This is a genomic window from Nocardia vinacea NBRC 16497 (genome assembly GCF_000308835.1).
In the GTDB taxonomy this organism is placed as follows: Bacteria; Actinomycetota; Actinomycetes; order Mycobacteriales; family Mycobacteriaceae; genus Nocardia; species Nocardia vinacea.
In genome coordinates this window covers 1-12,959 of the sequence record NZ_BAGN01000372.1, presented here as the reverse complement: position 1 = coordinate 12,959, position 12,959 = coordinate 1, and the positions used below count along the sequence as shown (strand labels likewise).

The window sequence follows — 12,959 nt, the reverse complement described above, 5'->3', positions numbered from 1 at the left end:
AGGTTCTGGGTCAGTGGCGTCGGCGCCGGCTGAGTGCGCGCGCTCGCCAGATCACCGTGCTCACCCCACCCGAGGTCGACGCCAAAGGCGCGCTGGCGTTCTGGGCGCACCTGATCGGGCAGCTGCGCCCTGCCTGGGCACGGGTGCTGCTGGGACAACCGCATATCGGATTCGAGTACACCGTCACGCCGGAGGAGGGTGCCGCGATCAGGCTGTGGGTACCCGGAGCGATCCCACCGGGATTGATCGAACGCGCGGTCGCCTCGGCCTGGCCCGGCGCGCACACCGACACCCGCCAGCTCGCCCGTCCGCCGCTACCGACACCGGCAGGTGGTGTCGCGCGGATCGTGGTCGGGGGTGAGTTGCGGCTGGGGCAGCGTGAAGGGTTGCCGTTGAGTACCGACCACTCCGGTGATCTCGTGCGCGACCTGATCACCGCCGCCGACGATCTGTCTCCCGGCCAAGCCGCGTGCGTGCAGATCCTCGCTCGCCCGGTCACCGGCCGCCGTGTCGCCCGAGCCACCCGCGCCGCGGCAAGCACCGGGGCCCCGGCGGGGATCCTGGTCGGGCTGCTGCGCGAGGCGCTGAACCTGCTCACCCCCGGCACGACCACGGCCCGACCGACCCGGGCTGGGAGTGTCAGCGAGGGGCGGGCCAGCGACCGCCAGGCCGTGATGGAGTACAGCGCCGCCGCCCGCGCGGCGGCAGCCAAAGCGCGTGGCGCGCACTGGGAAACCGTGGTGCGCTACGCCGCGTCCATCCCGGTCTCCGACGACCCCGACGACACGAACCCAAGGGCGCAGGCGCGGGCGGTGGCACGCGGCCGGGCCGACGCTCTGGCCACGGTGTTCGGGGCGTGCACCGATCACAACTACTACCGGCGGCGTCGCCGCCTGCGCCTGGCCACGTTGATCCGACACCGGCGTCTCGGGCGCGGGGACGTGCTATCGGTGCCCGAGCTCGCCACGATCGCGCATCTGCCCACCGACGACGGCCTGCCCGGCCTACAACGCGCCGGAGCCCGCGCCCTGTCGCCTGCCCCGGAGATCCCCGTCGGCGGGGCGTACACGAAACCGCTGGGGATGGCCGACACCGGTACTCGTCGCCCGGTCGCAGTCAAGATCTCCGATGCCCGACACCACCTACACATCCTCGGCCCCACGGGCGTCGGCAAGTCCACCCTGCTGGCACGCACGATCCTCGACGACGCCGACGCCGGACGCGGAGTGATCGTCATCGACCCGAAGGGCGACCTCGTCACCGACGTCCTGTCTCGGCTGCCTTCGCGCATGGGTGAGCGGGTCGTGCTTTTCGACGCCGACTCACCCAGCGCGCCACCGTGTGTGAACCCCCTGGATATCGGCCGGATCGGGCGTGCGGGAATGGATCTGGCCGTCGACAACCTGGTCACCGTGTTCCACCGGATCTTTCACCAATGGTGGGGGCCCCGCACCGACGACATCATGCGCGCGAGCCTGCTCACCCTGTGCGCCCAACCCGGCACCGCGACCCTGGCGGATCTGCCTCGTCTGCTCACCGAGCCAGCGTTCCGTGCCCGTGTCACCCGCACCACCAAAGACCCGGTCCTGCGCGGGTTCTGGGATGGCTACGAACAACTGTCCGACACCGGCCGCGCTCAGCTCACCGGCCCTCTGTTGAACAAGCTGCGCGCGTTCCTGTTGCGTCCGTTCGTGCGCTCGGCCATCGCGGGCGGGCCCTCGACGGTCGAGTTCGCCGACATCCTCGACAACGGCGGCATCTGCCTGGCACGGCTGCCGAAAGGCTCACTCGGAGAAGAGACCTCACGTCTGGTCGGGTCGCTGCTCGTGGCACGCACCTGGCAGGCGGTCACCGCGCGTGCTCGGGTTCCCGCTGCCGACCGGCCTGACGCCGCTCTCGTTCTCGATGAGGCGCAGAACTTCCTCAACCTGTCGACCCCGATCGAGGACATGCTCGCCGAAGCCCGCGGACTGCGCCTGTCGCTGCTGCTGGCACATCAGAACTTGGGCCAGCTCTCGCGCGAACTGCGCGATGGCATCTCGGCCAACGCCCGCAACAAGATCGTTTTCGCCGTGTCTCCCGACGATGCCCGCGAGCTGGCCCGCCATACCGACCCGTGGCTGTCCGAGCACGACCTGTCTCACCTGGACGCCTTCCACGCTGCCGCCCGCCTGCTGGTCGACGGGCGTAACGCGCGCCCCTTCACCCTCACTACCCGGCCCCTCAAGCCGCCGATCCCGGGCCGTGCCCGTGAGATCGCCGCCGCTGCCCGCGCCCGTCTCACCACACCGGCACGCACACCTGAGCCCGGGGGCACACCCGACCTCGACCGGGGCGAGCGGCCAGATCCCGCACGGCACGACCCTCGCCAGCCCTAGCCACGCGACCCGCCCTATCCGAGAAAGGTTGCTGCACCGATGATCTCTCGACCTGACCGCCAAGCGGATCGACGCGCACCCCGCCCCGAGCGCCGCACCGTACGACCCCGCCCGGTCGACACCACCGCGCTCGTGGCGCGGCTGACCGAGCGCGACCGCTGGATCCTGCGGATGCTGCACGAGCACCGCGTCCTGACCACCAACCAGCTCGCCACACTCGCCTTCCCCACCCCCGCCATCGCGTTGCGCCGCCTGACCCTGCTGCACGGCTACGGCGTCCTGGAACGGTTCCGGCCCTTGCGAACCCGGGGCAGCGCCCCCGTGCACTGGGTGCTGGCACCAGCCGGAGCCGCCGTGCTCGCCGCGGAGGCCGGTATCACCCCGCGCGAGCTCGGCTACAACCATCAGCGCACCCTCGCCGTCGCTCACAGCTTGCACCTGACTCACACCCTCGGCGTCAGTGACTGGTTCGCCACCCTCACCGCCCACGCACCCCGTGACGAGCACGGCGAACAGGCCCAGGTGCAGGCGTGGTGGTCGCAGACCCGCTGCCAGCGGCTGTGGGGCGACCTGGCACGACCGGACGCCTTCGGCCGCTACACCCACGCCGAGGCCACGCTCGATTTCTTCCTCGAATACGACCTCGCCTCCACCACGTTGAGCCGGGTCGCGGCCAAGCTGCACGGCTACGGCGAGCTGGCCCGCACCACCGGCGTCATCACCCCGGTCCTGCTGTGGGTGCCGACCATGCTGCGCGAAGCCAATGCCCGTGAGGCCCTGCGCCAGACCTGGCAACGACTGCCCGACCCCGAGGCCGTACCCGTCGCCACGGCCGCCGCCGAACTCCTCCGCTCGATTCCCGAGGCCAGCCCCGCCGATCAGGTGTGGCTACCGCTGGACACCGACTCCGACCGCAGGCGCCTACACGAACTCACCACCGCCTGGCCCCGACAGACCCCGCCAGCCACCAGCGTCGACACCGAGCAGACCTCGGCATCACTGAACGGGCTCGTCATCCTCGCGCCACCCCCACCGCGCCCACCGGCCTCCGAATTCTGGTGAGACAGCGATGCTGGTCAAGGCACTCGGGGCGGGCTGCGCGGCGGTCGTGTTCTGCGTGGTCGTGATCGCGGCCGTGGTCACCACGGTCGTCGTCTTCGACCAATCGCTGACCGCGCCTGCCCCGGGGACCTCGACCGGCACCGGGTCGGTCCCGAGTGCCGAAGCCCGCCAGGACATCCCAGCCGAGATGCTCGTGCTGTACCAGGCTGCCGCCGGGGACTGTGCCGGGCTGGACTGGTCGGTGCTGGCCGCGATCGGCAAGATCGAGACCGACCACGGCCGCTCACCACTTCCCGGGGTGTCCTCGGGTGAGAACGCGTCCGGTGCCGCCGGGCCGATGCAGTTCCTGGCCTCGACCTTCGAGTCGGTGACCGCCCGGCATCGGCTTCCCGCAGGCGGCGCGAGCCCGCCCTCGCGCTACAACCCCTCCGACACCGTGCACGCTGCGGCGTACTACCTGTGCGACTCCGGTGCACCCGGCGACCTGCGTGCGGCGATCTTCGCTTACAACCACGCCGACTGGTACGTCGACCAGGTCCTCGACCAGGCCGCACGCTACCGCGCCACCGACACCACCGACGGCGACTGCCACACCGAGGCACCCACGAATCCGGCTGCCGCGCAAGTGATCTCCTTCGCCTGCGCCCAGCTCGGGCTGCCGTATGTGTGGGGCGGCAACGGACCTGAGGTCAACGGCGGCTGGGACTGCTCAGGACTCACCCAAGCCTCCTACCGGGCAGCCGGGATCTCCATCCCCCGCACTACCTACGACCAAGTCCACACCGGCGCAACCATTTCCGAGGACAAACTCGCGCCCGGCGATCTGCTGTTCTACGGCACCGCCGCCGACGTCCACCACGTCGGCATCTACCTCGGTAGCGGACAAATGGTCCACGCACCCACCTTCGATGAGCCCGTCCAGATCTCGTCCTACCGGTGGCCCGACTACTACACCGCTACCCGCCCGTCACCCGCCCACGCCGACTCCCGCGCCGCACCCTAACCGCCACCCCACCCCGACAAGGAGAACTCATGCGCCACAACCACAATCGGACCGCCCGCACCCGCCGCATCGCCCACGCGACGCTATGCGCCGCCATCGCCACCACCACCGTGACGGCCGGTGTCGCCACCGCAGACCCGCCCCCCGGCCCGACCGGCGCGCAGTGCCCGCGCTGGACCGCGCTACTGGTCCCGGGCACCTACGAGACGACCACGACCACCGAGCAGGCCCCGGTCGGGATCCTCACCCGAGTCGGGGAATCGCTGACCGCGCGCTACGGCAGCGACATCGAGGTCCGCACCCTCACCGCACCGATAACCGGTTCCGGGACCGCGAGCGGACAGGAACTCACCACGGCGCTGTCGGCGTTGTGCTCGGACACGGGAGTGGTTTTGGCCGGCTACGCCCCGGGCGCCGAGGTCGCCGGTGACCTCGCCACCACCATCGGCAACAACCAAGGCCCGATCCCAGCCTCGCGGGTCGTGGCCGTCGCGCTGGTCTCTGACCCGCGCCGTGACCCGGCCACCACCGAGCTCGGCACCCCCGTCTCCGGGCAGGGCGTCACAGGCCCGCGCTCGCAGAGCTTCGGTGAACTCACCGACCGGGTCCGCACGCTCTGCGCCGAGGACGACCGCTACTGCTCGACCACCCCCGAGGCATCCCCTGTCCTCGCCGCGGTCAGCCGCGTCCTCTCCTCGACCACGACCACCTCGGCCCCGGCGCGGGCCTCGACTACGACACCCACCACGACGACACCACCCACGACCTCGACCGGGCAGCTCAGCGCCTCACAGGTTCTCGCGCAGGTGGTCACCGTCCTCAACGGGCTATCGAGCTTCACGGCGAACGTGCCCGCCATCGTCACCGACCTCGCCCAGATTCCGGGCCTGCTCGCCAGCGGCGACCTGCGCGGCCTGCACCGCGTTGCCGGAGACCTCAACAACCAGTTCAACCCGCTGGTCGAGCTGGCCGCCGGAATCGACCTGCGCCTGGTCGCCCGCGCACTGAAGATCGCCGCACCGCTGGACACCACCGGCGCGGCAACGATCGCCGCCGAGATCGTCGGTGTCCTCGCGGGACTCGACATCACCCGCATCGCCACCGACATCGGCCTGGCGCAAGAGATCACCTGGACCGCCGTGGAAACCCTCGCCGACGGCGACCCCGTCGCCGCCTTCCTGGCACTGACGGGACTAGCACCGATCGCGGCCGACCTGCTCTCGGCCACCGCCACCGCGTTCACCGGCACCCAGTTCCCCACGCTCACCCAGACCTACAACACCACCCGCACGGGCGCGGGCACCAGCGATCCGGCCCCCCAGAACGGCGACACGGCCACGTTCCCCGCCACCGGCTACGACACCGCCGCCCCCGTACTGACCGACTGGATCGAACAGGCCATCGACCGCACGAAATAGCCCCCGCCACACCAACCACCACAGCCAGACAACGAAACGGCCGGTGGGGCCGAGCAATTGCTCGGCCCCACCGGCCGTTTCAGCGTGTAGGCGGGCTAGGAGATGAGCGGGGGCACAGCGGGCAGGGTCTTCGCGGCCGGGGCACCGGTGGCCCGGAACCGCCACGACGGCATCGGCCTCCGCAACTCGGCCGTGTCGGTCTCGTCACCGTTCCCGGCGGGGCCGGTCAGCGGGGCGGGGGTCGCGCCGACGACCGCGCGGGCGGCATGGTCGGGGTTGGTGTAGGTGGTACCGGTCAGCGGTCCCGTCATGATCCGCGTCGAGCCGGTGAACGGGAAGAACTCGCCCTCGGTACGTAGCAGCCGGTAGCGCATGAACACCGGCACCCACGGCACCAGGGCCGGGTCGACGGGCACACGGAGCTGACGTTCGGCCTCGGCCGAGACCGCCAGCCACAGCCCGAGGCTGTCGGTGGCGTGGGGGGAGTTGACGAACACGCGGTGCAGCTCCGCTGCGATGACAGCCGAGTTGGAAGTGGTGAACATGGTCGAGCACCTTTCACAGAGATAGATTGTGGGAGCGGTGCCGGACTCCCCGGAGATACGAGCTCCGGGGATCCCGGCATCGCCCGGTCAGGCCGATGCGAGGGTGAATCGTTTGGGGGCCGTGCTGGTCTGGCGAGCGGTCCCGCCCTTGGTGAGGGTGACCAGGGCGTTGTGGACCGCGCCGCTCGAACGTTCGAGGACTTTGCCGATCTGGTGCGGCGTGTACTCCTCGCCCGGGTGATCGCGCAGGAAATCCTCGACCTGTCCCCGCAACGCACCAGCGGGCAACCGCAGCACCGACTCCTGCTCGGCCGTTGCCGCGTCATCGGCCGGGACCGGGGTCACCGGGGCCGGGTCGACGGGATCGCCGTCGGTCGGGGCAGCGACCGCCGCGTCCGGCGCGGTGTCGGGTCCGGGGTCGGCGGGCGCGTCGGTGTCGGGGTCGGCGTGTGCCTGCTGCTCGTCAGTGGGATCGGGCAGTTCGGGGATAACCGGTGCGGGCGAAATCGGCTCTGGCGCGGCGGGTTCGGCCGGGGCCGGTTCCGGGGTGACTGGTTCGGGCGCGGCGGATTCCCCGGTGCCCGGTTCCGACCCGGCGGATTCGGCCGTGGTCGGTTCCGGGGCTGTTTCGGCCGCAATCCAGGTTTTGGCGGCCCGGGGCGATGTGGCGTCGCTGTGGGACAGCACGGCCCCGGCGGTTTCCCACCCCGACAGCACGCGCCGCGCGGTCGACAACCCGATCCCCGACGCGTCCGCCAACACGGCGGTGGTGGTGCCGGGATTGGTGCCCAGCGCTGCCCACAATGCCCGGTCGGTGCCGGTGCGCAGGACGGGCGCACCCGCCACCCCCGAACCGCTGTCCGGGGCGGCAGGGACGGCATCCGGGGCGGACGCGGCAGATGCCGGGCGCGCGGTGGTGGTGTTCTTCTTTTTGGACATGACAGGTCCCTCCAACAATTGGGTTCGGGTGAATTCGGGTGATATCCCGGTCGGGACGGAAACCACACCGATCGGGGCGAAATCCCCGGGGGTTTGGTGTCGTTCCCGTTTCCATGGACGCTCGATACCGGGGCCGATGTCAAGCGGAACGTGAAAACAAAATTCCGCGCCCGAATTCCTCTCGTCCGTTTCCGAAATGCGAACAGCACGAGAGGAATTCGGCTCGCGGGCAATTCTTCCGGCGAGGACAGCAGACTTACGTCGGTGGCCTCGCCGCGGGAATCACGCCAGCCGAGCTCGCAGAGGTCAGGTTGTGCAGTCGAGCCAGACCTGCACAGCGTGACCGCACTCGCTGTGGCGCATCCTGTTCAAGGCAGCGCAAGCATCGGCGGCGATGCTGGTCCGGGTACACGAGGTCGATACTTCTGGACCAGACATGCGTACTCGCGCAAAACTTTTCGGCCGCCCATCGCGGCGCAGCGCTGCTGCCCACCACAGCGCTGATCTGGCGAATCGCGCTCTGGGCTGTGCCTGCTGCTTCGTCAGGCATAATGCCACTGGGCCTTTTGGGGGGAGCGGGGAAATGCAGGCGAGTCCGATTCAGTGGGGGATGCTGGCGATCGCGATTGTGATGGCGATCTTCGCAGCGGGCACCCTGCACATCAACTATCGGAAGCACCGGGTAGAGGTGCGCGCACGAGGTAGCAAGACGATTCGGCGGCGACGCGAGAAGGTCGACGAGTATGCAGCCGAGGTCGAGCGGCTCGGCGACTCCTGCCCGCAAGCGCTGACATTGGAACACGACTTGGCTTGCCGCTGGCTGGCAGCCGAGTACGCCGTTCAGATGACCCCGGAGGAAATTGCCCGCCAGTGGCGAATGTTGACTCGCGCCTTCTTCCCCATCGTGTTCGTCACGGTTGTCAGCTACCAGTTCTTCGACAGCAGCCTTTGGATCCGCGTGGTGGCTGGCGTCCTGTACTGGATCGGCCTGGCGTGGTCCGCGCTGACCTGGATCGCGTTGAAAAACCCTTCATGGCGCGTCGATCGGCAGCGGATGCTCTACGCCAGACTCGGCGACCGAGCGGTACTCCCCCAGATCCGGCCGGTCACGGGCAACCCCTTGGTGGCACGGGTTCCCAATTGGCGCGCCGTCGACCGATGGATCGTTGAAACTACCGGCCGTCCAACCGATATCGTCGCAGTCACCGACGAGCACGTGCGCACGATTCAAGCTTCGATCGACCAGTGGTACACGACGAGAAGGACTCACCGAGTCCGGCAGTCGCTCGCCGCGTTCGGTAGGAAAGTTCGGGACCGCGCGACAGACCCGGTCCGGTTGCGATGACCTCGCGGCCAATACTCACCGGACGTGCAGTGTCACTATTGGGCTGGTTCGGTACCTCGCTGTACCTCGCCCGAGTTGCGTGTCTTTTTACCGGGCTTCTTCGCTGCGGCACGCTTGGTGGCTGGCTCCGCTGACGCCGCCTTCTTTGTTGGCGTCGAGGATTCAGCTAGAGCTGTGCGTAGGTGTTTGGTTCCGGGCTTCTTTGCTGCGGCGCGCTTGGTGGCTGGCTCCGCTGAGGCAGCCTTCTCTGTCTGCGTCGAGGACGGCAGCGCCTTGGTCCGAGTCCCTGCTAGGTCGGAACCCGAAATTGCTCTGGCCATCATGTCGCGGATCATTGTGGTCGTGTCGAAACGCGAGAATGCTTCGCGGGCAGCAGCGGTCGTGTTCAGACCGGCGAGTGCTTCGCGGGCAGCAGCGGTCGTGTTCAGACCGGCGAGTGCTTCGCGGGCAGCAGCGGTCGTGTTCAGACCGGCGAGTGCTTCGCGGGCAGCAGCGGTCGTGTCGAAACGGGCGAATGCTTGGTTCACTGCAGCGGTTCGCGTACTCGCTATCTCCTGTTCCGCTGCTGCGGCTGCCACGTCGCTGACGCGAGCTGCTTCATCAACGGCTGCTTCGCTGATCTCAGCGGCGAGATACTTTTTCGCCAAGGCCAGGAAAGTCTCTACGTCGACCAGATGGAATTCACACCCGGCCGTCTGCTTCATCTCCCTGACCAGCTCAACCCGGGGCACGGTGTATCCGCCGTCGCGGAACACCCAGTCCTCCTTCTTCTCGTTGGTGACCAGCAGCACCGGCAACTTCCGTTCAGTTGCTTCGGTGATCGTCTGCTTCCAGACGAGGTAGTCACCGATGGAACGCTCAGCCTTCTTGCTGTCACGGTAGCCCGGTGGGATGTGCCCGGCCATCCGAAGTTTGTGAGCGTTCTGGGCGCCAGCGGACTGTTTTTCGTCGAGTGCGGCCCCGGTTTTCCCGTCGAACAGCGCGCAGATCTTTGTGAGGATCGGGTCCGAGTCCGGGTGGGCGTCAGGGTCGGGTGTGACACCACCGGCGGTTCCTTCGATGTCACGAATCACCGGTTCGAGGGCGGCGAGCACACCTTTGTGGACGGTGTCGGCGGCGGCGAGTCCGTCGAGGCCATGGCGCTGAGCATGGACGGCAATGGCTGCCACCAAGACCTCGATCGGCACCGTCAGCTGGACGCTGATCGCGTCTCGAATGTCTTGACGCTCGCGGATGACGGTGGTCCGGTTGTCGTGGAACTCTTCACCGACCCGGTTCGGAATCCAGAGCCGCTCGCCCAGAAGCGCCAGCGCGTCGAAGTATTCCTCGCGGGTGGTGTCGGTGAAACGGTACAGGTCCAGCACCGCATTTGTGTCGAGCACGACGAGACCCTCGACAACGAAACGTTTCAGTTCGTCGTCGGTCGGCGGATAGTAGCCCGCGAATTCGGTTCGGAAGCTGGAACTTCCGACGGGATCGTTCGATTGCTTCTTAGCGCGAGAGGAGTTCGACACTCGGCCGAGCCTACGGCTCTGCCACACACTTCTCTGCTTCGGTCACGATGTCGTCTCGTGTCGGTGCTGCGGTGTGCGAACCGGTGTTCGGGGGCCGGGGCGGCTGTTCGTTTTCCTGACCCCCTGTTGCCCCGGGTGCGGTGGGCACCCGGGGCAACAGGGGGTCAGGTAACGGGGTCAGGCGGCCCGTACGGCGGCGGTGGCGGCGCGGCCGATGGCGGCGGCGGTGGTGGCCGGGTCGGTGATCAGGTGCACGTTCACCCCGGTCAGCGGGTTCGGGTCGCTGTCGGCCGGTGCGAGCCACAGCACCGCGCATCCAGTGGTGCGCAGCGTGTCGAGGCGTTGCTGGGCGCGGCGGCGGTTACCGCCGGTGTAGTGGCCATCGGAGATGATCACCAACAAGCGGGTCGCGCCTGGGTGGGCCAGGTCGAGGGCACCGTGCAGGGCCTCGACAGCGATGTCGATGACGTGGTGGTAATCCGGACACGTGAATTCGGTGACCTGTGCGGGGGCGGTGCCGGGGTAGGTGATCGGTTTGACCGAGGCTCCGAATGTCACGGTCGCGGTCGTGGCGGGCATGGTGGCCAGCTCGGCCGCGCGGGCGATGATCCACGCGGCCGAGGCCACCGGGGCCGCGTAGTCGCCCATCGAGGAGGACACGTCACACGCGATGCCGACTCGCAACGGCGGCAGCGGAACGGTTTTGCGGGTGGTGCGGGTGAACGGTTCGGCGGTCGGCATCGCCCCGGCCGCGCGTTGGGCCTCACGCGCGAGCGCGCCGCGCATCCGCAACCGGCCCGGCGGCAGCGCGGAGGTCGTTTTCACCGTGGCCCGTTCCCGGGTGGCGGCGGTGTTGAGGACGCGGGCCAGCACCCGGGCAGCGGTGTGCTCGGCCGGGCGTGCGGGCCGGGTCTTTCGCCTGCTCGCGGTCCGGCCCCGGCCCGTCCCGTCGCCGAACACCGCACGAGCTTGCGAGGCAGCGTCTTTCGCGTCGCGTTCGGCCGCCTCACGGGCGGCGGCAGCGATCTCGGCGGGATCGGGTTCCACCGGGGCGGCGGCTACCGCGTTGCCGATGTTGGTCACGGTGTCGCCGATCGCGGCCCCCAGTGGCGAGGACGGTACGGGGTCGGTGTGGGGGTCGGGGCCGACGATGTCGAGCCAGCGCTGCCCGAGCTCGAGCATGGCGGCGGTGTCGTTGTCGGCCACGGTGTGCGCCTCGCGCCAGATGGCGCGCAATTCGTCGAGGGTGTCGGTGCCGAGGATCGCCTCGATCGCGGTAGCGGCGGGCGCGCATTCGGCCGCATCGAGGATACCGCCGTCCATGCGCGCCAGGATGAGGGCGGCGTTGCGGGCGGCGTTGTAGGGGGTGGGGGGAATCTGGGCGGCGGCGATCGCGCCGCCGTTGTCCCCGATCACGATCTCGGTGGTGCTGGCACGCAACCAATGCCGGTCGTCGGGGCGACGGCGGACCTGGGCGGCCTCGATCCGGGATTCCTCAAGCAGCATCGCGGCATCGACCACCCCCGGGTGCGCCACCGGCGGCGGGTTCCACGCCGAATGTTTGGCGTGGGCGCACTCGTGTACCAGCGCGCCCCACACCGCCGGGTAGCGGTTGCGGTCACTGTTGCGTTCGGGGCGGGCGGTGGCCGGGTCGATCTTGAGGCGGGTGCCGTCGAGTTCGATGGCCGCGCGGCCCGGCATGAACACCGCCGGGTGCCCGAAAGCAGCACCGGGGGCAATCGTTACCGATAGGTCCTCGCGGTCGGCGATCGGCGGGGCCTCGGCGGTCATAGCAGCGGAGAGGGCTACCCATCCGCCGGTGACAGGCACAGAGGCCGAGGCGGGTGTGCGGGCGGGTGTCGGGGCAGCGGGCGCGGGTGCCGAGGTGGTGGGGGCGGTTGTCGGGGCGGCGGGGGCCGGGGTGGTGATCACGTGGCCGGTCATGGCAGGCGGTGCCTTTCGTGGGCGGGGCGGATGGCGGTTGGTCAGATGCGGGGGCCGAGGGCCAGCGGGGCGTGGCCGGTGCCGTACACGGCTTTCACCACGGCGGCCACGATGTCGCGGTCCTCTTCGGGGGCGGCTCCGACCAAATTGGCGGCGGCGGTGGCGAAGTCGGTGGCGGCGGCGATCTTGCGGTACGCCAGCAGCTCGCGCAGCTGGGGTGCCCACCCGATTTCGCCTTTGGCCTGCCGGTCGGCCAGCGTGCGCGCCACTTTCACCGCCCGCCGTTCCACCCCGAGCTGGGCGGCGAGGTCGTAGTCGCTGCCCACCTGCACCTGGAACGCGAACCGGGAGGACAACGCGTCCGACAGGATGGCCCCGTGCACTCCGGGGTTGTGCCCGGCCACCACGAAGAACCCGGGCGCGGCCGTCACTACCTCGCCGCCGTGGGATTTGATCACGATCTCGCGGCGGCCGTCCATCGCCGGATACACCACCGACAGCACGGTCGGCGGGATGAGGGTCGCGTCGTCGATGAACAGCACCCGGCCCTCACGCATAGCCCGGACCAGCGGCCCGTGCACGAAAACGAAAGTGCCGTCCGGGTTCTGGGTGTACTCGCCCACCAAATCGGCGACCGTGGTGTCCCCGTCACCCTGCACGGTCAGCAGGTCACCGTAGGCGGCCTCGATGAGCGAGGTCTTCCCGGTTCCGGGCGGCCCGTACAGCAGCACCGGCACCTCGGCCGCCCGCATGGTCACCAACACATCCACATCGGCGCGCCCGGCCAGCTTGCGCACGTGGTAGTCCTGCC

Annotated in this window: 10 protein-coding genes; 5 read left to right on the top strand and 5 right to left on the bottom strand. The window is 69.4% G+C overall.

Going from position 1 to position 12,959, the window contains the following annotated elements:
• From ON44_RS34830 to ON44_RS34815, 4 genes are all read left to right on the top strand, one after another.
• Window positions 1-2,378: type IV secretory system conjugative DNA transfer family protein (locus tag ON44_RS34830; protein ID WP_040698609.1), on the top strand; the 2,378-nt coding region annotated here is incomplete at its 5' end.
• 39 nt (window positions 2,379-2,417) lie between these two features.
• The gene (locus ON44_RS34825; RefSeq protein WP_040698608.1) at window positions 2,418-3,440 is read left to right on the top strand and encodes a replication-relaxation family protein; all 1,023 of its coding nucleotides are present in this window, start codon (window positions 2,418-2,420) and stop codon (window positions 3,438-3,440) included.
• 7 nt (window positions 3,441-3,447) lie between these two features.
• Window positions 3,448-4,443 carry a C40 family peptidase gene (locus ON44_RS34820; RefSeq protein ID WP_040698606.1) on the top strand — a complete coding sequence of 332 codons (996 nt, stop codon included), beginning with the start codon at window positions 3,448-3,450 and terminating at the stop codon, window positions 4,441-4,443.
• A gap of 29 nt (window positions 4,444-4,472) precedes the next feature.
• The gene (locus ON44_RS34815; RefSeq protein ID WP_040698604.1) at window positions 4,473-5,861 is read left to right on the top strand and encodes a cutinase family protein; all 1,389 of its coding nucleotides are present in this window, start codon (window positions 4,473-4,475) and stop codon (window positions 5,859-5,861) included.
• Between the two features lie 95 nt (window positions 5,862-5,956).
• Here ON44_RS34815 and ON44_RS34810 read toward each other — a convergent pair whose 3' ends face one another.
• Window positions 5,957-6,406 carry a hypothetical protein gene (locus ON44_RS34810; RefSeq protein ID WP_040698602.1) on the bottom strand — a complete coding sequence of 150 codons (450 nt, stop codon included), beginning with the start codon at window positions 6,404-6,406 and terminating at the stop codon, window positions 5,957-5,959.
• A gap of 87 nt (window positions 6,407-6,493) precedes the next feature.
• Window positions 6,494-7,345, bottom strand: coding sequence for a hypothetical protein (locus ON44_RS34805; protein WP_157187428.1), 852 nt, complete (start codon window positions 7,343-7,345; stop codon window positions 6,494-6,496).
• Window positions 7,346-7,928: 583 nt separating this feature from the next.
• On the opposite strand from ON44_RS34805, the gene ON44_RS34800 reads away from it, so the two are divergent.
• The gene (locus ON44_RS34800) at window positions 7,929-8,690 is read left to right on the top strand and encodes a hypothetical protein (RefSeq protein ID WP_157187427.1); all 762 of its coding nucleotides are present in this window, start codon (window positions 7,929-7,931) and stop codon (window positions 8,688-8,690) included.
• A 35-nt stretch (window positions 8,691-8,725) separates the two neighbouring features.
• On the opposite strand, the gene ON44_RS34795 is transcribed toward ON44_RS34800, so the two are convergent.
• The 3 genes from ON44_RS34795 to ON44_RS34785 all read right to left on the bottom strand — a co-directional run.
• The gene (locus tag ON44_RS34795) at window positions 8,726-10,204 is read right to left on the bottom strand and encodes a PIN-like domain-containing protein (protein ID WP_040698599.1); all 1,479 of its coding nucleotides are present in this window, start codon (window positions 10,202-10,204) and stop codon (window positions 8,726-8,728) included.
• Between the two features lie 177 nt (window positions 10,205-10,381).
• Complete coding sequence (locus ON44_RS34790; protein ID WP_040698598.1) at window positions 10,382-12,148, bottom strand: VWA domain-containing protein; 1,767 nt, start codon at window positions 12,146-12,148, stop codon at window positions 10,382-10,384.
• A gap of 41 nt (window positions 12,149-12,189) precedes the next feature.
• The coding region (locus ON44_RS34785; protein WP_040698597.1) for an AAA family ATPase at window positions 12,190-12,959 on the bottom strand (770 nt) is incomplete at its 5' end.

What these genes read in the sequence shown, in the direction of transcription:
- ON44_RS34825 (WP_040698608.1), top strand. Translation starts at nt 2,418, where the DNA reads ATGATCTCTCGACCTGACCGCCAAGCGGATCGACGCGCACCCCGCCCC.
- ON44_RS34815 (WP_040698604.1), top strand. Translation starts at nt 4,473, where the DNA reads ATGCGCCACAACCACAATCGGACCGCCCGCACCCGCCGCATCGCCCAC.
- ON44_RS34805 (WP_157187428.1), bottom strand. Translation starts at nt 7,345, where the DNA reads ATGTCCAAAAAGAAGAACACCACCACCGCGCGCCCGGCATCTGCCGCG.
- ON44_RS34800 (WP_157187427.1), top strand. Translation starts at nt 7,929, where the DNA reads ATGCAGGCGAGTCCGATTCAGTGGGGGATGCTGGCGATCGCGATTGTG.
- ON44_RS34790 (WP_040698598.1), bottom strand. Translation starts at nt 12,148, where the DNA reads ATGACCGGCCACGTGATCACCACCCCGGCCCCCGCCGCCCCGACAACC.
- ON44_RS34810 (WP_040698602.1), bottom strand. Translation starts at nt 6,406, where the DNA reads ATGTTCACCACTTCCAACTCGGCTGTCATCGCAGCGGAGCTGCACCGC.
- ON44_RS34820 (WP_040698606.1), top strand. Translation starts at nt 3,448, where the DNA reads ATGCTGGTCAAGGCACTCGGGGCGGGCTGCGCGGCGGTCGTGTTCTGC.